General features: G+C 66.5%; 20 protein-coding genes. 10 read left to right on the forward strand and 10 right to left on the reverse strand.

Features of this window, described 5'->3' with window-relative positions; genetic code table 11:
* The 3 genes from OXU42_13420 to OXU42_13430 form a co-directional block, all read right to left on the reverse strand.
* Positions 1-487, reverse strand: a 487-nt coding sequence (locus OXU42_13420; GenBank protein ID MDE0030387.1) for an amidohydrolase family protein, incomplete at its 3' end; no start/stop codon positions are given.
* Positions 488-643: 156 nt separating this feature from the next.
* A complete protein-coding gene (locus OXU42_13425) occupies positions 644-1,291 on the reverse strand; it encodes a hypothetical protein (GenBank protein MDE0030388.1) in 648 nt (215 codons plus the stop codon).
* A gap of 14 nt (positions 1,292-1,305) precedes the next feature.
* The gene (locus OXU42_13430; protein ID MDE0030389.1) at positions 1,306-2,484 is read right to left on the reverse strand and encodes a CaiB/BaiF CoA-transferase family protein; all 1,179 of its coding nucleotides are present in this window, start codon (positions 2,482-2,484) and stop codon (positions 1,306-1,308) included.
* Between the two features lie 161 nt (positions 2,485-2,645).
* Here OXU42_13430 and OXU42_13435 point away from each other — a divergent pair, with 161 nt between their 5' ends.
* The 6 genes from OXU42_13435 to OXU42_13460 all read left to right on the forward strand — a co-directional run bounded on the left by OXU42_13435 (position 2,646) and on the right by OXU42_13460 (position 8,170).
* Positions 2,646-3,011 (forward strand): thioesterase family protein, encoded by a 366-nt coding sequence (locus tag OXU42_13435; GenBank protein ID MDE0030390.1) that lies wholly within the window; start codon positions 2,646-2,648, stop codon positions 3,009-3,011.
* A gap of 139 nt (positions 3,012-3,150) precedes the next feature.
* Positions 3,151-3,840, forward strand: a complete 690-nt coding sequence (locus OXU42_13440) for an iron-containing redox enzyme family protein (GenBank protein MDE0030391.1) — start codon at positions 3,151-3,153, stop codon at positions 3,838-3,840.
* An 89-nt stretch (positions 3,841-3,929) separates the two neighbouring features.
* The gene (locus OXU42_13445; GenBank protein ID MDE0030392.1) at positions 3,930-4,982 is read left to right on the forward strand and encodes a cupin domain-containing protein; all 1,053 of its coding nucleotides are present in this window, start codon (positions 3,930-3,932) and stop codon (positions 4,980-4,982) included.
* 131 nt (positions 4,983-5,113) lie between these two features.
* Entirely contained in the window at positions 5,114-6,163 is a 1,050-nt protein-coding gene (locus OXU42_13450) for a tripartite tricarboxylate transporter substrate-binding protein (protein ID MDE0030393.1), read from the forward strand.
* Positions 6,164-6,170: 7 nt separating this feature from the next.
* Positions 6,171-7,679 (forward strand): tripartite tricarboxylate transporter permease, encoded by a 1,509-nt coding sequence (locus OXU42_13455; protein ID MDE0030394.1) that lies wholly within the window; start codon positions 6,171-6,173, stop codon positions 7,677-7,679.
* Complete coding sequence (locus OXU42_13460) at positions 7,676-8,170, forward strand: tripartite tricarboxylate transporter TctB family protein (GenBank protein MDE0030395.1); 495 nt, start codon at positions 7,676-7,678, stop codon at positions 8,168-8,170. Before OXU42_13455 ends, OXU42_13460 begins: the two co-directional genes overlap by 4 nt.
* Here the strand turns inward: OXU42_13460 and OXU42_13465 are convergent.
* The gene (locus OXU42_13465) at positions 8,157-8,960 is read right to left on the reverse strand and encodes an SDR family oxidoreductase (GenBank protein MDE0030396.1); all 804 of its coding nucleotides are present in this window, start codon (positions 8,958-8,960) and stop codon (positions 8,157-8,159) included. The genes OXU42_13460 and OXU42_13465 overlap by 14 nt on opposite strands.
* A 279-nt stretch (positions 8,961-9,239) precedes the next feature.
* Here OXU42_13465 and OXU42_13470 point away from each other — a divergent pair, with 279 nt between their 5' ends.
* The 3 genes from OXU42_13470 (at position 9,240) to OXU42_13480 (ending at position 12,203) form a co-directional block, all read left to right on the forward strand.
* Entirely contained in the window at positions 9,240-10,277 is a 1,038-nt protein-coding gene (locus OXU42_13470; GenBank protein MDE0030397.1) for a hypothetical protein, read from the forward strand.
* Positions 10,278-10,335: 58 nt separating this feature from the next.
* Entirely contained in the window at positions 10,336-11,190 is an 855-nt protein-coding gene (locus OXU42_13475; protein MDE0030398.1) for a TauD/TfdA family dioxygenase, read from the forward strand.
* Positions 11,191-11,345: 155 nt separating this feature from the next.
* On the forward strand, positions 11,346-12,203 hold the full coding sequence (locus OXU42_13480) for a TauD/TfdA family dioxygenase (protein MDE0030399.1): 858 nt from the start codon (positions 11,346-11,348) through the stop codon (positions 12,201-12,203).
* A 6-nt stretch (positions 12,204-12,209) separates the two neighbouring features.
* Here OXU42_13480 and OXU42_13485 read toward each other — a convergent pair whose 3' ends face one another.
* A complete protein-coding gene (locus tag OXU42_13485) occupies positions 12,210-12,602 on the reverse strand; it encodes a VOC family protein (protein ID MDE0030400.1) in 393 nt (130 codons plus the stop codon).
* Positions 12,603-12,737: 135 nt separating this feature from the next.
* On the opposite strand from OXU42_13485, the gene OXU42_13490 reads away from it, so the two are divergent.
* A complete protein-coding gene (locus tag OXU42_13490; protein MDE0030401.1) occupies positions 12,738-15,083 on the forward strand; it encodes a glutamine--tRNA ligase/YqeY domain fusion protein in 2,346 nt (781 codons plus the stop codon).
* A gap of 55 nt (positions 15,084-15,138) precedes the next feature.
* Here OXU42_13490 and OXU42_13495 read toward each other — a convergent pair whose 3' ends face one another.
* The 5 genes from OXU42_13495 to OXU42_13515 all read right to left on the reverse strand — a co-directional run bounded on the left by OXU42_13495 (position 15,139) and on the right by OXU42_13515 (position 17,342).
* Entirely contained in the window at positions 15,139-15,588 is a 450-nt protein-coding gene (locus tag OXU42_13495; GenBank protein ID MDE0030402.1) for a cytochrome c, read from the reverse strand.
* Between the two features lie 20 nt (positions 15,589-15,608).
* Positions 15,609-16,022, reverse strand: a complete 414-nt coding sequence (locus tag OXU42_13500) for a cytochrome c (protein ID MDE0030403.1) — start codon at positions 16,020-16,022, stop codon at positions 15,609-15,611.
* A complete protein-coding gene (locus OXU42_13505) occupies positions 16,019-16,561 on the reverse strand; it encodes a ferritin-like domain-containing protein (protein MDE0030404.1) in 543 nt (180 codons plus the stop codon). The genes OXU42_13500 and OXU42_13505 overlap by 4 nt, the downstream gene beginning before the upstream one ends.
* A gap of 117 nt (positions 16,562-16,678) precedes the next feature.
* Complete coding sequence (locus OXU42_13510) at positions 16,679-17,101, reverse strand: putative toxin-antitoxin system toxin component, PIN family (protein MDE0030405.1); 423 nt, start codon at positions 17,099-17,101, stop codon at positions 16,679-16,681.
* Positions 17,091-17,342, reverse strand: a complete 252-nt coding sequence (locus tag OXU42_13515) for a type II toxin-antitoxin system Phd/YefM family antitoxin (protein MDE0030406.1) — start codon at positions 17,340-17,342, stop codon at positions 17,091-17,093. Before OXU42_13515 ends, OXU42_13510 begins: the two co-directional genes overlap by 11 nt.
* Positions 17,343-17,363 lie beyond the last annotated feature (21 nt).

A 17,363-nucleotide genomic window follows, 5' to 3' on the forward strand; every position in this document is an offset into this window, starting at 1 on the left:
CGTAGTGGTCCGAGTGGAACGGCAGGTCCGCGTGCGGCGCCTGCCAGATGAGCGATCCCTTGAGGCCCGCCTTGGCCGCGCGTTCAAGCTCCTTCACCGCGTGGTCGGTGTCGTACATGGAGATGGCGGCCACGCCCACCAGCCGGTTGGGCGCCACCGAGCAGTAATCCATGACCCAGTCGTTGTAGGCGCGGAACGACACCTCCTGCAGCTTGGCGTCGTCCATGGCGAAGTGCGGCAGCAGATAGGTCGGGAAGAGAACCTCGGCGCTCACGCCGTCGGTCTCCATCTCGGTGATGCGCTTGTTCGGATCCGATCCCCCCGGCTGCGTCTGGAAGCTCTCTCCTACCTTCAACTGGGGAAAGCGCGGCACCTGGTCCTTGTACGAAGCCGGCGCTCTTTCCACCAGAGCCTCGGACGGCTCCATGACGTGGGAGTCCGAGGAAATAATGACTTCGCAGCCCTCGAGTGTTCCGTTGTCTGCCATTTTGTTCTACCCCCTTGTGGACTTTTCGCGCACGTCCGCCCTTTTGACACAGGCTCTACACCACCACCGGCCCGGCGTCAACAATGGCCCTTCGACTTCGCTCGGCAGACCTCGCTACGCTCAGGACAAGCCGCTCGAAGGACACCGGTGGCGCGCTCACCACTCGGCCTCGGCCGTGGCCCACCGGTCCAGGCTCGCGAGGTACTCCCGCATCAGCACCAAGCGCATGGCCACCGCCCTGCGCGTGGCGTCCTGGCTCTCCGGCGTAACGGCGTAGCGTTCCAGGATGGCCTCGGGACCGGTGCCGTGCCCCTCCTCGTCGGCCAGGATGCGCTTGTACGGAGCCTTGATCCAGTCGGGAACCGACGGCGCGGCCAGGCACTTCTCGATGAGATAGTTGGCCACCCCTTCCCCGGCCATGGAGAAGCCGGCCATCCGCTGGCAGGTGTCGGGAAGGGCTTCCAGGGCGTTGAACATGGACATCTGCGCCGGCAGCGCGCGGTAGTCGAAGGGATCGCCGCCGAGGTCCCGGATGCGCCCCATGAGAAGCCCGGCGTGCGTCATCTCCTCGTGGGCGGAGCGCGCCATCATGGTCTTGACCTCAAGCTCCGGCGTGGTCTTGAGCCAGCCGCCGAAGAGGTCCGCGGCCCGCAACTCGTTCCACAGCCGGCTCTTCATGACCCGGACGCGCTGCTCGTCGGTGGTCAACGGAACGTAGCTGTAGGCGGGCGGGCGATCGTCGAGTGTGGCGCAGAAGGCCCTGACCTTGTCCCGCAACTCCTGAACGAATTCCTTGCTGGTCATGGCCTGCCTCCTGATCAAGTCACTCCGCCCTCGCGCAACTCCGCCAAGGCTTCGTCATCGTATCCGAGCTCCCGCAGGATCTCGTCCGTATTCTCACCCAGCAGCGGCGCCGGCCGGTGAAAACGCATGGGAGTGTCGGACAGCCGGATGGCGTTGCCGATGAGGTTGCTCGACCCCATCTTCGGATGGCGGATCTCCTGCGGCAGCCCCATCTCCTTCACCTGCGGGTCGTCCAGCACTTCGTCGATCTTGTAGATGGGGGCGTTGGGCACGTTCACCGCGTCCAGGGCCTTGAGCCAGTGGTCCCGCGGCTGTTTCTCGAATTCCGCCTGCAGGATCGGGACGATGTCGTAGTGGTGGTGCCAGCGGTCGTTGCGGGTAGCGAAGCGGGGGTCGTCCAGCAGGTCACGGCGGCCCACCGCGCTCACCAGCCCCTCCCAAGCCTTCTGGTGCCCCGACAAGTGGATCACCAGCGGCTTCTTGTCGCTGGGGATGAAGCAGTAGATGCGTCCGCGCGGGAAGTTTTCCCGTGTGATGGCCTCGCCGCCGTTCAGGTAGTCGGCCATGTGCGACTCGATGAACGCCATGCTGATGCGCAGGAGCGACGCGTCCACGAACTGGCCGCGGTCGGTGTGGTGGCGCGCCAGCAGCGCCGCGAGAATACCGTAGCACGCGAAAATCCCGGTGGAGTGATCGGTGACCGAGACCCCCACCACCTTGGGCTGGTCGAAGTCGGTCATGAGGCTCAGCATGCCGCTCAATGCCTGGCCGATAGTGTCGAAGCCCGGCTTGTCGCGGTAGGGCCCCTCCTGCCCGTAGCCGGTGATGGAGCAATGGATCAGCCGGGGATTCAGCTTCGAGAGCCGCTCGTAGTCAAGCCCCAGCTTCGAGCGCGTCTCCGGCCGGAAGTTCTCCAGCAGGACGTCCGCCCTTTCCAGCAGCTTGAGCAGGATTTCCTTCCCCTGGGGTTTCCGCAAGTCCAGAGTGAGGCTTCTCTTGTTGCGGTTGAGCGCCCGGAAGCTCGGACCATAGCCCTCGTACAGCGGATTCCGTCCCCGGTGCGTATCGCCTCCGTCGGGCAGCTCCACCTTGATGACGTCGCACCCGAGGTCCCCCAGCAAACTGCCGCAGAACGGCCCGGCCACGTGCCCGCTCAAATCGAGCGCCATGGTCCCCTGCAATGCCGCACTCATGATTCAGGACGTCTCCCTTTCCCCGACGAGGCGAGTTTGCGAACAACCTTCTCCATTACAGCCCCATGACGGCCCCTTGGCCGCTTTGCAGTATAGCCGATATGCACCATAGTGGGGAACGGGAACGAAGACGGCAACGGAGGACTCGTGAAGACGGAATCGTGGAAGGACTCGAAGGCGAGTGGGTGATCGAAACGACGCGGGAGATGGCGGCGGCGCACATCGCCGACGAAGGTCTCCTGGTCTATTCGACGCCGGCCATGGTCGGCCACATGGAGCGCGCGTGCGTGGAAACGGTACGCCCGTACCTGGACGACGACGAGGTGTCGCTGGGAGTGCGGGTGGAGATCTCCCACATCGCCGGGACGGGCATGGGCGAGACCGTCCGCACGAGTGCGAAGCTCATCGGGGTGGAAGGGCGCCGCCTGAGCTTCACGGTGGAGGCGCACAACGAGCGCGAGAAGATCGGCGAGGGCCGCCACCAGCGCGTGGTGGTGAAACGCGAGCGGCTGCCGTCGAAGAAGTGACGGCCCGCGGCCATGCGCGGCGCCGGGCCGCGCTTGACAGTCCGTCGGGGCGCGTGGTGATATGGGGCGCCGCGCCGGTCGGGATGCGCCGGCGGCCGCGGGAAGACCTTTCGGGCGTGCGACGGCGACGGAGCGACACATGGCAAGCACCGGTTCCCTTAGAGAGAGGCTCGAAGCCGCTGTGCTGGAGCGGCACTGCGCGAACCATCCGCTGACCGAGAAGTGGGCCGCGGGCAAGCTCAGTCGCAACGCCATGATGGGTTGGGCCATCGAGCAGTACCACTGGATCAGCAACATCTACCGCGGCGAGCTGTACAAGGCCGCCAACACACCCCTGGAGGTGCAACGGCTGCTGCTGGGCAACTACCTGGAGGAGAGCGACCCGGAACGGCCGCACCTGGACATCATCCTGCGTTTCTGCACCGCCAACGGCGGAGACGCCGAAGCCGCCAAACGCGGCCGTGGCCTGCCCACCACCGAGGCCTGGGTGAGCTGGTTCAACCGCGTGTGCAAGGACGAGTCCTTCATCTGCAGCGTGGCCGCCACCAACGTCGGCACCGAGTCCCAGTCGCCGATGCTGTACAGCAAGGTGCTGCCCGCCCTGCGCGACGTCTATCGCTTCGACGAAGCGGCCATCGAGCACTTCTGGCTCCACGCCGACGTCGACACCGAGCACGGCGGCCGCGGCTTCGAGATCCTCGAACGGTATTGCACCACGCCCGAACTCCAGGAAATGGCCGTCCATTACGCCCGGGAGAGCGCGAAGATGCGCTGGTTCTTCTTCGACGGCATCTACATCCACTACGAGATGGGCTACGCGCTGCGCTGAGGACGGCCCGCGGCGGCGCCCGCCGAAGGGGCGCGGGCCGGAGTCGGAGCGAAGTCGATGATCAGCCGGGATCGGAGGAACGACACCCCATGACCACCGCGACACAGGACCTGACGGAACTGGACGAGTTCCTCGCCGAGCGCTGGCTCTCGGGCTTGTGGAAGCTCGACCGCCAGGAGCGTACCCCCGACCCCAAGACCAAGGTGGTGCCGCACCTGTGGAAGTGGGACGACGTCTACCAGAGCCTGCTGCAGGCGCGCGACCGCATCGGCATCGAGAAGGGGCGCACCGAGCGCCGCACCATCCGGCTCGTGAACCCGGGCATGCGGCACATCGAAATGACCAGCCACACGATGCTGCTGGCCTGCCAGATGATCCAGCCGGGCGAGGTGGCGCCGGCGCACCGTCACAGCATGGCGGCCCTCCGCTTCATCGTGCAGGGCGAGGGCGCCTACACCGTGGTCAACGGCGAGAAGCTCATGATGGCCGAGGGAGACCTCATCCTCACGCCCCAGGGCACCTGGCACGACCACGGCCACGAGGGCAGCGCGCCCATGGTGTGGCTCGACGGCCTCGACGTGCCGCTCATCCAGTCGCTCCAGGTGATCTCCTACGAGCCCTATGCCGAGGAGAAGCAGGCCACCCACGCGAGCGCACAGGAGGCCTCCCACTTCGGCATGACCCGCCCGGTGCGGACCGGCAAACAGGCGGCGCCCGCGCCGCTCCACTACCGCTGGGAGGACACCTACCGCTCCCTGCGGGCGCTGGCGCAGACCGCGGGCGACCCTTATGACGGCGTGGCCCTCGACTACGTGAACCCGCTCACCGGCGGCAGCACCCTGCCGACGCTGGCGTGCCGCGCACAGATGCTGCGCCCGGGAGAACGCACCCGCGCGCACCGCCACAACAGCACCGGCATCTACCACGCGTTCCGCGGCAGCGGCGCCACCGTCATCAACGGCGAGACGCTGGAATGGGACAAGGGCGACAGCTTCATCGTGCCGCTGTGGAGCTGGCACGAGCACCTGAACCGTTCCGCCGGCGAGGAAGCGATCCTGTTCTGCATGCACGACGCCCCGGTGCTGGAAGCCTTCGGGCTTCACCGCCAGGAGAGCATGGAAACGTCGGGCGTGGGGATGTAGGCCCGTCCACCCCCGGTCAACGCCCGCCGGACCGCGCCGACGTGGCGCGGACCGTATTGACACGATCCCGCGAACCTAATAGTTTACGCGGTTTGCCTACGTAAGGCAGATCGACCAAGGAGGACTCGACCATGACACGCACTCGCGCCACGGCCATCGTCACGGTGCTCGCCGCCATCACACTGCTGGCGGCCGCCGCCCCGGCGGCGGACTACTACGCAGGGAAGACCATCACCGTCCTGGTGTCGTCCAGCCCCGGCGGCGGCACGGACACCACGGCCAGGCTGGTTTCCCGCTACCTGCCCAAGTTCATCCCCGGCAATCCGGATACCATCGTACGCAACATGCCCGGCGGCGGCGGCACGGTGGCCAACAACTACTTCACGCGCCGCGCCAAGGCGGACGGACTGACCATGTCGCAGGACTCGTCGTCGGCGCTGAGCACCTACGTCCGCGGCGGTAAGCGGGTCAAGTACAACCCGCGGGAGTACAACTATATCGGCTCCATCATGCGCGGCGGCAGCATCCTCATGGTGCGCAAGGACGCGCGCAAGCGCCTCGGCGACCCCAAGGCCAAGCCTGTGGTGGTGGGCGATTCGGACGGCATCCGCACGTGGGTGGCCATGACCGTGTGGGGCGCCAAGTACCTGGACTGGAACACCCGGTGGATCTTCGGCTACGCCGGCACCGGCGAGATGGTGCTGGCCCTGCGCCAGGGCGAGATCGAGATGTGGGGCACCGGCAACGCCAAGCTCATCCGGGACCTTCAGAAGGACGGCGTGGTCGACACCCTCGTGCTGCTCACGGACAAGCGCCGCAAGGACTTCCCCGACGTCCCCACCTTCGCCGAGGTGCTCGGAGACAGGAAACCGTCCGGTGCATCCTGGCAGGCCTACAAGGTGTGGACCGGACCCTCGGACGTGGACAAGTTCCTGCACGCCCCCAAGGGGACACCGGACAACGTCATGAACATCCTGCACACCGCCTGGGCCGAGATGGTGAAGGACCCGGGGTTCCAGGCGCAGGCCACCAATTTCTTCGGCGAAGCCTGGCGGACCCGCGACGGTGCGGCCACCACAAAGCTGGTCATGGAGGCCACCGACGCCCCGAAGGAAGTCAAGGACTTCCTCTTCAACATCCGCAAGGAGCACGGCCTGCCCACGGGCAAGAAGAAAAAGTAAATAGCGGATGCTCGAAGCCGCGTTTGACGGCCTGCTCGGTATCCTGACTTGGCACTCCCTGGGCATGATGGCCCTGGGAGTGCTGATCGGGAGCTTGGTGGGGTTCCTGCCGGGCATCGGCGGCCCCACCACCCTGGCCATCATGCTCCCCTTCGTGATGACCATGAAGGACCCCTATCCGGTCATCGCGCTGCTGGTGGGCATGGACGCGGTGGGCAACACCGCCAGCGCCTTCCCCTCCATACTCATCTCGGTCCCCGGAAGCTCGGGGTCCCAGGCCACTATCCTGGACGGCTACCCCCTGGCCAAGCAGGGGCAGGCCGCGCGGGCTCTGAGCGCGTCCTTCACCGCCTCGCTGCTGGGCGGGTTCGTGGGCGCCCTGGTGCTGGTGGCCTCGCTGCCGGTGCTGCGCCCGCTGGTGCTGACCTTCGGCTCGCCGGAGTTCTTCGTCCTGACCCTGTGGGGCCTCACCATGGTGGCGGTGCTGAGCGGCAACGCCCCGGTCAAGGGCATCATCGCCGGCATCATCGGCGTCCTCGTGGCCACCGTGGGCATGGACGCGAAATCCGGCATCCCCCGCTTCGACTTCGACTACGACTACCTCTGGGACGGCATCAGCCTCATCATCGTCGCCCTGGGCCTGTTCGGCATCCCGGAAATCATCGACCTGGCGAGCCGCAAGACCAGCATCGCCGAGAGCGAAGAGCTGGGCAGCGGCTTCTTCCAGGGCATCAAGGACGTGTTCCGGCACTGGTGGCTGATGGTGCGGTCTTCGGCCATCGGCGCGTGGGTGGGCTTCCTGCCGGGCTTGGGCAGTTCCGTGGCCGACTGGTTCGCCTACGCCCACGCCGTGCAGACCGAGAAGGACACCGGGAGCTTCGGCAAGGGCGACATCCGCGGGGTCATCGCGCCGGAGGCCTCCAACAACGCCAAGGAGGGAGGCGGCTACATCCCCACCCTCGCTTTCGGCATCCCGGGCAGCACCTCCACCGCGCTGATCCTCACCGCGTTCGTAGCCGTGGGCATCAAGCCCGGGCCGGACATGCTGACCACCCAACTCGACCTCACCTTCGCGGTCATCTGGACGCTGGTCATCGGCAACGTCATCGCCGTGGTGCTGTGCGGCGTCCTCGCCAGGCCCATGGCGCGGGCCTGCTTCATGCCGTTCCACAGCATCGTGCCGCTGGTGGCCGTGTTCGTCTTCATCGGCGCCTTCTCCGCCAACTTCAGCCTCAACGACCTGCACGCCCTGCTGGCGTTCTCGCTGCTGGGCTTCATGATGCGCCGGCACGGCTGGCCGCGCCCGCCGCTGCTCCTGGGGGTGGTGCTGGGCACCAAGATGGAAACGTATCTGTGGCTGTCCTACACGCGGTACGGACTCGAGTGGCTGCTGCGGCCGGCGGTGATCGTGCTGCTGATCCTGGTGGCCGCGTCGCTCTGCTACCCGATCTGGAAAGACCGGCGCGCCGCGCGACAGCGGGCTCGCGAGTCGAACGAGGGGGTGCCGGAGCCATGAACCGCGACCGGCGGATGCTCTACGAGAGCGTCCTCTTCACCGTGCTCATCGGGCTGCTGCTGCTGTGGACGCTGCGCGTGGCCGACAGTTGGGACGAGCTGCGCGCCTCCATCATCGTCTTCGTGCTCGGCAGCGCCGGCGTTGTCCTGGCCGCGGTCCAGGTCATCAAGGACCTGTGGCCGCGCCGCGGCGGCGAGGAGGCCGGGGGCATTCACTTCGACGCCCCCGCCCTGCAATCCTCGGGCCGCTGGGGCAACCTCGAGATCTGGGGCTGGATCCTGGGCTTCTACGCCGCCATCCGGATCATCGGCTTCCCCACCGCCGTGCCGCTGTTCGTCTTTGGCTACGCCAAGACCTACGGCGCGGGCTGGCTCCTGGCCTCCCTCCTGGCGGCGGCGGCCTGGGCCTTCATCTACGGCGTCTTCGAGCACATCCTCCACGTGCCCTGGCCGGAACCGTTTCTGGCGGAACTGTTCTTCAGCCCTGCCTGAGGTTGATCACCGACGTGACCCCGCGGCCGGCGTCGGTGTGGATCACCTCGCCGGTCATGATGCGGGACTGGGACGAAGCCAGCAGCACGTAGGCGGCGGCGTGGTCCTCCGGCACCACGGCGACCTCGAGGAGGTTATTGGCGAGCCCCGCCGGCGGCCGGGGCGCGCCGAAGACGTCGTCGCCTCCGGCTCCCGGGGCCAGGGACGGCGCCGCGCGCAGGCCGGTGGCGGTGCCGGAGGGCGCCACACCGTTGACCCGCACCGTGGGCGCCAGCTCGTTGGCCAACTGCCGTACGAGGCCCAGCGCCGCGTGCTTGGAGGCGACGTACAAGGTCCCGCCGCTCACGTAGTAGGACGACGTGGAAAGCGTGAACACCATGTTGCCGCGGGTCTTCATCAGCTCGGGGATGGCGGCCTTGGCGCCCATGAAGTAGCCCTTGACGTTGACCCCGAGGACTTCCTCGTAGCCCTGCTCCAGCTCTTCGTCCGAAAGCTCCGCCAGCGGCCGCTTGGCGTCGTGGATGCCGGCGTTGCCGACGAAAACGGTGAGCTTGCCGAACTCCGACACCGCCGCGGCCACCGCCCGCCGGTTGTCCTCCAGGCTCCGCACGTCGCCGGACACCACGGCCACACTGTCGCCTATCTCGTCCTTCAGCGCCGCCAGCCGTTCCCCGGACATGTCGAAGGCCACCACCTTGGCGCCCTCCTCCACGAAACGCGCCACCACCGCCTTGCCGATCCCCGACCCGGACCCGGTCACGACCGCCACCTCGTTCTCGAGCCATTGCATGGACGTTACCTCCTAGTGTCGTGTTCCGTAATTTCGTGGCACAATTTGCTGGTCTTTTTCGCCGTCGGCTGCGTTGCTCTTCCTCGCGTGGTGCCCGCCACTGCTCGTCATCGCGCCTTGCCGACAACGAAAAATCCTGCGCAACTTATGCCAGGAAATTACGGAACACGACACTTGATGGTGGTGTAACATACCAATCACCGGCCCGCTTCGGAACCCGGCGAACCTTGACACCTGCACGGGCGCGGGGATAGATTCGCTTGAGCGGACGGTACGTCCATGACGGTACGATTTCCAACTACCGGGGCTATCGCGGGCGATCTCTACGGCATGGTGCTGCGCGAGCTGACACTGTGTCGGGCCACGTCCGACGAGACCGTCGTCATCTTCACCGACACCCGCACCAACACCAACTACGCCGCCGCATTCCTGGCCGCCGCCAAGGAAGTGGCCGCCAGCGCGTTCGAGATCAAGATTCCCCTTCTGCCCGGCACCGAGGGCAACGACACCGACGTGGCGCCGGTGGTGGAGATCCTCAAGACCGCCCACCTGGTGGTGGACATCACCACCGGCGGCGTCCTCTACCTCTACAGCAGAACGCTTGCCGACGTGCTGTCCGGGGGCACCCGGGTGCTCCAGGTACGCGGCACCGAGGACCAGCTCCGGCGCTGCTTCCCGGACGAGGCGGTGCGGCAGCGGACCCTCAACGGCGCGCGGAAACTGGAGGAGGCCGGGGAGATACGCGTCACCACCGGGACCGGCACCGACCTTTCCATGCGCAAGGACGGCCGGCGCGGCGTCACGCAGTACGGTATCAGCGACGTGCCCGGACGCTGGGACAGCTGGCCCTCGGGCTTCCTCTACTGCGCGCCGCTGGAGGACAGCGCCAACGGAACTCTGATGCTGGACCCCGGCGATCTGCTGGTGATGCTGGGCCGCTACGTGCAGGACCCCGTGCGCATCGACGTCAGGGACGGGCGCATCACGGCCGTCGAGGGCGGGGTGGACGCCATCCTGCTCCGGGAGCACCTGGAACAGTCGGGAGATCCCCAAGCGTTCATCATCTCCCACATCGGCTGGGGCACCGACCCGCGGGCGCGCTGGGTGGAAGTGGCGCAGCGCGGCACCGAGGAAGGCGCCCGCGACGCCCGCTCCACCTACGGCAACGTGCAGATCGCCTTCGGCGCCAACTACGCCCTGGGCGGAAAGAACACCACGCTGGCCCACGAGGACCTGATCCTGCGCCGGGCCGCGTTCCACCTCGACGGGGAAATGATCGTCGACGACGGCCGGATCATCCCCGAAGACCTGCGATGAGGCGCCGCGGCATCGAGCCCACGCGGGTGCGCCGCCGGTACCTCGGGAGGTGAATCCCATGAATCTGACCGTCAAACCCGTCTCCCCCGCCATCGGCGCGGAGATCGAGGGCATGGACCTGCGCGAGCCGCTCACCGAGGCGGACCGCGAAGCGATCCTGGACGCGTTTCACGAGCACGTCCTGCTGCTGTTCCGCGGACAGGACCTTACCGAGGACCAGCAGACGGCGTTCGCCACCACCTTCGGCGAGCTCGGCAAGCGCACCGTGGGAGCGCGTTTCGTCAAGTCCCCGAAGGACGCTTACGCAAACCCGATCATGATGGTCACCAACCGCAGCGACGACGGACCTACGGGCAACACCGCTTCCTTCGGCGACGGCGAGATGTGGTTCCACCACGACACCTGCTTCTACCCGGTGCCCAACATCGTCACCATGCTGTACGGCATGGAGGTCACCTCCGAGGGCGGGCTTACGCGCGTCGCCAACATGTACCGCGCCTACGACAACATCCCGCGCGAACTGCGTGACCGGCTGGAGGGACGCACCGTCTTCCAGGTGTACGACTACAACCGCTACCGCATCGACCCCAACGTGGACCTGACCGGCGCCCGCAGCGACTCGCAGCCCATCTTCGTGCGCCATCCGGTCACCGGCAAGAAGGCGCTGTACGTGAACCGCACCATGACCGCCCGAATCGAAGGCATGGATCTGGCCGAGAGCGACGCCATCCTCGACCAGCTTTTCGACATCTCCGAGGACGACCGCATCGTCTACGACCACCGGTGGCGCGTGGGCGACCTGCTGATGTGGGACAACCGCTGCTCCATCCACGCGCGCACCGACTTCCCCGCCGAGGAGGCGCGCATCCTGCGGCGCTGCACGGTGGCGGGGAAGGAACCGGTGCACGCGTGAGGACGGCGAGGAACGAAATGGCAACGACGCCCCTTGCCGTCATTCCCGCTTCCGCGGTAATGACGATTCGGGAGGTTGGCGCTATTTCCTGTTCGAGCGGATTGTGACACAGCCTGTTGCGCGGAGATGAAAGACTCTCATTTGGAGGCAATAACATGAGCCTGACCACAAGGCCGCTCTCACCGGCCCTGGGCGTTGAGGTGCTGGGACTGGACGTGAGCGAACCGTTCGACGACAAAGTCCGCGACGACATCCTCGACGCGTTCTACGAAAACATCGCCCTGCTCTTCCGCGGCCAGAGCCTCACGGTGGAGCAGCAGAACCGCTTCACCACCACCTTCGGCGACATCGGCAAGCGCACCATCGGACCGCGCCTGCGGAAGTCGGCGGACGACATCTACACCACGCCGGTGATGGTGGTGAGCAACATCAGGGAGAACGGGAAGCCCCTGGCGGGCTCCTCGGCCAACGGCGACCGGGAGATGGGCTTTCACCAGGACACCGCCTTCCACGAGATCCCCGACCACGTCACCATCCTCTACGGCATCGAGGTGTCCAGCCACGGCGGCCACACCCTGTTGACGAACCAGTACGCCGCCTACGAGAACATCCCGGCGGACCTCAAGACGAAGCTGGAGGGATGCACGGTGCTGCAGGTCTACGACTACCAGCGGCACACGGTGGACGCCGACATCGATCTGAGCGGCGCCCGTTACTACGTGCAGCCCATCTTCATCACCCACCCGGTGACGGGCCGCAGGGCGCTCTACGTGAACCGCATGATGTCGGTGCGCATCGAGGGAATGGAGCGGGCGGAGAGCGACGCCATCCTGAGCGACCTGTTCGACATCGCCGAGGACCCAAGCTTCCGGTACGAGCACGTCTGGGAGGTGGGCGACCTCTTGATGTGGGACAACTTCTGCTCCATCCACGCGCGTACGTTCTACCCGGACGAGGAGCGCCGGCTGTTGCGGCGCACCACCGTGGCCGGCAAGGACCGGCTGCACGCGTGAGAGGGCTTAAAGTCCCGTCTTGACCTCGATCTGGTTGCCGTCGGGATCGAGGATGTACTGCGAGTCGCTTCGCCCGGTCGCGCCCGTCCGTGGCACCACGCCGCCTTCCAACCTCACGCCCATGGCCTCGATGCGCTCCAGAATTTCCCGGAACTCCGGATCGGTGAAGGTCAGGCAGAAATGGTCCACGCCGCCGTGCTCCTCGGGGCTGCGGGCCTGGTACGATGCCTCGTGCAGCAGGAAGATGATGCTTCCGCCCACCTGCATGGCGGCGGCCTCTACGTTGCTCCTGCCGAGCATGCGGCGGTCCACCATCTCGAAGCCGAAAAGATCGCTGTAGAACCGGATGGAGCGGTCGAGGTCGGTGACCTTGACCCCGACGTGGTCGAGTAGCGGCATCACGCACCTCCTTGTCTGATACGCCATCTATAGCCCGAAGAACGCCCGATGGGTACCGGAACCCGCCACGTGCTTCATGAGCGGCGCGGGATCGGGTAGACTAGCTCTCAAACCTGGAAAGCCTTCCTCGAACCCATGATCAAGACCCCCAAGACCGACGACGCCGGCAGGCGCGAGGCCCCGCTGGATTTTATCCGCGCCATCGTCCGCGACGACCTGGCCGGCGGCAAGCATCCCGGCGGGGTGGTGACGCGTTTCCCGCCCGAGCCCAACGGCTTCCTCCACATCGGCCACGCCAAGTCCATCTGCCTGAACTTCGGCGTCGCGCTGGAGTTCGGCGGGCGCTGCAACCTGCGTTTCGACGACACCGATCCGGCCAAGGAGGACACGCTTTTCGTCGAGGCCATCAAGGACAACATCCGCTGGCTGGGATTCGACTGGGGCGAGGGGCTGTACAACGCCTCCGACTACTTCGAGGAACTGTACCGCTTCGCCGTCCAGCTCATCGAGCGCGGCGGTGCCTACGTGTGCAGCCTGAGCGAGGCGGAGATCCGCGAGACCCGCGGCACGGTGACGGAGCCGGGCCGCGAGAGCCCCTACCGCGACCGCCCGGCGGACGAGAACCTCGACCTGTTCGCGCGCATGCGCGCCGGCGAGTTCCCGGACGGCGCCCACGTGCTGCGAGCGAAGATCGACATGGCGGCGGCCAACATGAAGATGCGCGATCCGGTGATCTACCGCATCCGTCACGTCACCCACCACCACACTGGCGACGCCTGGCCCATCTATCCCATGTACGACTTCGCCCACCCGCTGTCGGACGCGCTGGAGGGGGTCACCCACTCGCTCTGCACGCTGGAGTTCGAGAACAACCGCGAGTTCTACGACTGGATCCTGGAGCAGGTGGACGTCCCCTCGACCCCGCGCCAGATCGAGTTCGCGCGACTCAACCTGGACTACACCGTCATGAGCAAGCGCCGGCTGTTGGAGCTGGTGGAGGAAAGGCACGTCGGGGGCTGGGACGATCCGCGCATGCCCACCCTGGCGGGGATGCGACGGCGCGGCTACACCCCCGAGGCCATCCGCGACTTCTGCCACAGCGTGGGCATCGCCAAGAGCGACAACACCGTGGAGATGGGCCAGCTCGAATACTTTATCCGCGACGACCTGAACCAAAAGGCCCCGCGCGTGCTGGCCGTGGAGCGCCCCCTCAAGGTAGTGCTTACCAACTACGCGGAAGACCGCGTGGAGCAACTGGAGGCGCCGTACTACCCGCATGACGTACCCAGGGAAGGGTCGCGCACCGTTCCCTTTTCCCGCGAGCTCTACATCGAGCGGGAGGACTTCCTCGAAGAGCCGCCCAAAGGCTACCACCGGCTGGCGCCGGGCCGCGAGGTGCGACTGCGCTACGCCTACATCATCCGGTGCGACGAAGCGGTCAAGGACCCCGCCACGGGCGAGGTGACGGAGCTGCGCTGCTCCTACGACCCGCGGACCCGGAGCGGTTCCGACACGAGCGGCAAGAGGGTGCGGGGCACCATCCACTGGGTGTCCGCCGCCCACGCACTGGAAGCGGAGATGCGGCTCTACGACCGTCTGTTCTCCGTGCCGGACCCGCAAGGCGATCCGGAGCGGGACTACCGGGAGCTGCTGAATCCCAAGTCCCTCGAGGCCGTCAAGGGACTCGTGGAGCCGAGCCTCGGCGGCGCCCTCCCGGGTGAGCGGTTCCAGTTCGAGCGGCTGGGCTACTTCTGCGCGGATCCGGACTCCACCGCCGATGCCTTGGTGTTCAACCGCATCGTCACGCTGCGGGACTCCTGGCTCAAGATCGTCCAGCGGGGCGAGGGCAGCGCGCCCAGGCGCTCCCGCAAGGCGCAGACCGCACCGAGGAATGTGGGGCAAGGTCCGGCCGAAAGAAAATCTCCGGCCTTCGCGGAACTGACGCCGGCGCAATGCGCCAGGATGGAGCACTACCGCGACCGGCTCGGGCTCGTGGCCGGCGACGCGTTGCTGCTGGCGTCGGACGAGGACTTGGCGGGGTTTTTCGAGGAGGCGGTGCGCGCCCACGACAACGCCAAGTCGGTGGCCAACTGGATCGTCAACGAGTTGCGCGCGCACCTCAAGGAAAACACCCTGGACTCGCTGCCATTGACCCCGGCGGCCCTGGCCGAGCTGGTGGCTCTCATCGACGGCCAGACCATCTCCGGCAACGCCGCCAAGCAGGTCTTCGCCGAGATGGTGGCACAGGGTGGGCGCCCCGCCGACATCGTCGACCGGCTCGGGCTCCGGCAGGTGGCGGACGCGGCTCGACTGGAGCCCGTGGTGGAAGCCGTCCTCACCGCCAACCCGGACAACGTCACCCTCTACCGCCAGGGCAAGACCAATCTGTTGGGATTCTTCGTCGGCCAGGTGATGAAGTCCACCCACGGCAAGGCCAACCCCCGCTTGGTGAACGAACTGCTGCGGGCGAAGCTGGACTGACGTTGCTCTCCGTCGTTTCCGCGTCCCCTCGAAACGTCATTCGACAATCGTCGCGTCACTTCTTCGTGCGGAAGGCCCGATGGCAGTCGGAGCAGGTCTGTTGCAGACGTTTGAAGACGGCGCCCGGCGCCCGGTCATTGGACACTGCCGCCAGCGCGTCCGCGTACATGGCCAGTTGCCGCGCCGACTCGGCGAAGCGCTCCCAATCGGTCCATATCGCAGGCTTGGCCCGCGTCGGGTGGTTCAAGCTCCCTTCGGGGAACAGCGCCGTCATCTTTTCGCCCGCGTGGCCGGCGATGGTCGCGGCGTGCACCCTCACGCGTTCGGCGTCGTAGGGCTGGGCTCCGCGCATCATCGCCCGTAGCGCCTTCATGGCATCCCCCATGGCGGTCATGGCGTCCATGCGCTGCTTGACGATGCCGGTGGCGTCGCGGTGCGCGAGCGCCGTGCCGCAAACCAGGACGAGTGCCAGGGCGGTGACCGCCAGCCGGGAGAGTCGTGTCATGGCAAACCGTAAGGGGGACCTCAGAAGATCCCGTTGGCCCGTTGCAGTGCGCGCACGTAATCGATGACGGCCCTCACGTCCTTGTCCGAGAGGCCCGGAACCGGCGGCATGTTGCCGAAACGCCAGTGGTGCGCTCGAACGCCCCGTTTCACCGCCAGCAGGAACGCCAAATCGGAGTGATGGCCCGGCTCATAGTACGGGTGGACCAGCGGCGGTCCCTGGGACGAACCGGCCGCCTGCAGTCCGTGGCACACGGCGCACTTCTGATTGAATATCGTCTCGCCCGGCATTCCCGCCGTGGACGCCACCGAGGTTTCGGACACCGTCCCCGTCCTACCGACCGGCCGGTGCATACCGTGATGGCCCGGCCACAGCGCCCATGCCGCCAAGGCGGCGGCCACCGCCACGGCCGCCGCGCCGACGACGAGCCTCACCCACTTTTCCCCAGCGTCACCAGCAGGCTCGCCAGGTCGTCGGCGTGCTCTTCCTCCATCTTGAGGATGTCCTCGATGATGCGGCGGGTGGTGGGGTCGTCGTTGGCGAGCCAGCGGATGATCTCGGAGTAGGTCTCGATGGCGACGCGCTCGGCCACCAGGTCCTCCTTGATCATCGCCTCCAGGGTGTCGCCTTCCTCGTACGCGGCGTGGGAGCGGGTGGCCAGCCCGTCGGGGCTGAAGTTGGGCGAGCCGCCGAGCTGGGTGATGCGCTGGGCCACCCAGTCGGCGTGCATCTGCTCCTCGTTGGCGTGCTGCAGGAACTCCGCCGCCACCGGCCCGGCGTTGATGCCGCTGGCCATGAAGTAGTGGTTCTTGTAGCGCAGGATGCAGACGATCTCGGTGGCCAGCACCTCGTTCAGCACCGCGAGCACCTGCTCCCGATCAGCCAGGTAGGCGCCGGTGATGGCGCCCTGCTCCATCTTCTCGCGAGCCCGCTTCTGGATCGCCTCGAGGTCCGTCTTGAAGGGTTCTTTCATGGGTTCGTCCTCGTCCGGCGCGCCCCCGCGTCAGGGTGCCCGCCAAGCATCCGGTGCCTTGGCAAGGCCCCGGCAAGAATTACTCTGCACATCTTGCCAGATACTCTACCATATGACTCAGCCGGATACGCGCGACTCCAGGAAGCCCGCCGGTGTCAGGATCGGTATCCGCTGAAACGGGGACATCTCAAGTAGATCCCGATCCCCGGTAATCAGACAGTCCGCCTGGCCCAGCAACGCCGTCTCCAAGAGCTTGTCATCATCGGGATCCCGGCAGCCCAGCTTCGCGTTCGTGATCGATACCCATTCCGACACCGCCTGAACCTGGGCGATGTAAAGCGCTCTACGTTCGCGGCCGACGTAGGCATCGAACCGCGGAAGACACAGCCGGCTTCGCAACTCCTCGAAGGTCTCATCCGAGAACAGCAGCACTCCGTTGTCGGAACGAACCGCCTCCAGAACCGCCCTCGGAGACCCTTGTGGGAGCAGCACCGCGCTGATCAGGACATTCGTATCGACGACGACGCGTTCAGCTTTCATCCGCCAGGAGCGCCTCCAGCCCTGCCTCGGTCAGACCGTTGGCCGAGGCTTCCCCGCCGGCATCGTCCATGGTCACCGCCAAGCGTTCCCACGCGGCACCGCGCAATCGCTCGAATTGCTGTACCGACATCATGACTCCCACCGCCCTGCCGTTCTTGGTCACGCGCACGGGTCCGCTCTGGACGGCGTCGATCAGGTGCCCGAAACGATTCTTGGCTTCCCTTGCCGCGATTTCCTTCATAACGTGAGAATAGCCAAAATG

The organism is Deltaproteobacteria bacterium, assembly GCA_028818775.1.
GTDB lineage: Bacteria > Desulfobacterota > Binatia > UBA9968 > JAJDTQ01 > JAJDTQ01.

What these genes read in the sequence shown, in the direction of transcription:
- OXU42_13460 (MDE0030395.1), top strand. Translation starts at nt 7,676, where the DNA reads ATGAACCGCGACCGGCGGATGCTCTACGAGAGCGTCCTCTTCACCGTG.
- OXU42_13515 (MDE0030406.1), bottom strand. Translation starts at nt 17,342, where the DNA reads ATGAAGGAAATCGCGGCAAGGGAAGCCAAGAATCGTTTCGGGCACCTG.
- OXU42_13455 (MDE0030394.1), top strand. Translation starts at nt 6,171, where the DNA reads ATGCTCGAAGCCGCGTTTGACGGCCTGCTCGGTATCCTGACTTGGCAC.
- OXU42_13440 (MDE0030391.1), top strand. Translation starts at nt 3,151, where the DNA reads ATGGCAAGCACCGGTTCCCTTAGAGAGAGGCTCGAAGCCGCTGTGCTG.
- OXU42_13470 (MDE0030397.1), top strand. Translation starts at nt 9,240, where the DNA reads ATGACGGTACGATTTCCAACTACCGGGGCTATCGCGGGCGATCTCTAC.
- OXU42_13510 (MDE0030405.1), bottom strand. Translation starts at nt 17,101, where the DNA reads ATGAAAGCTGAACGCGTCGTCGTCGATACGAATGTCCTGATCAGCGCG.
- OXU42_13465 (MDE0030396.1), bottom strand. Translation starts at nt 8,960, where the DNA reads ATGCAATGGCTCGAGAACGAGGTGGCGGTCGTGACCGGGTCCGGGTCG.
- OXU42_13480 (MDE0030399.1), top strand. Translation starts at nt 11,346, where the DNA reads ATGAGCCTGACCACAAGGCCGCTCTCACCGGCCCTGGGCGTTGAGGTG.
- OXU42_13490 (MDE0030401.1), top strand. Translation starts at nt 12,738, where the DNA reads ATGATCAAGACCCCCAAGACCGACGACGCCGGCAGGCGCGAGGCCCCG.
- OXU42_13450 (MDE0030393.1), top strand. Translation starts at nt 5,114, where the DNA reads ATGACACGCACTCGCGCCACGGCCATCGTCACGGTGCTCGCCGCCATC.
- OXU42_13495 (MDE0030402.1), bottom strand. Translation starts at nt 15,588, where the DNA reads ATGACACGACTCTCCCGGCTGGCGGTCACCGCCCTGGCACTCGTCCTG.
- OXU42_13430 (MDE0030389.1), bottom strand. Translation starts at nt 2,484, where the DNA reads ATGAGTGCGGCATTGCAGGGGACCATGGCGCTCGATTTGAGCGGGCAC.
- OXU42_13425 (MDE0030388.1), bottom strand. Translation starts at nt 1,291, where the DNA reads ATGACCAGCAAGGAATTCGTTCAGGAGTTGCGGGACAAGGTCAGGGCC.
- OXU42_13505 (MDE0030404.1), bottom strand. Translation starts at nt 16,561, where the DNA reads ATGAAAGAACCCTTCAAGACGGACCTCGAGGCGATCCAGAAGCGGGCT.
- OXU42_13445 (MDE0030392.1), top strand. Translation starts at nt 3,930, where the DNA reads ATGACCACCGCGACACAGGACCTGACGGAACTGGACGAGTTCCTCGCC.
- OXU42_13475 (MDE0030398.1), top strand. Translation starts at nt 10,336, where the DNA reads ATGAATCTGACCGTCAAACCCGTCTCCCCCGCCATCGGCGCGGAGATC.
- OXU42_13485 (MDE0030400.1), bottom strand. Translation starts at nt 12,602, where the DNA reads ATGCCGCTACTCGACCACGTCGGGGTCAAGGTCACCGACCTCGACCGC.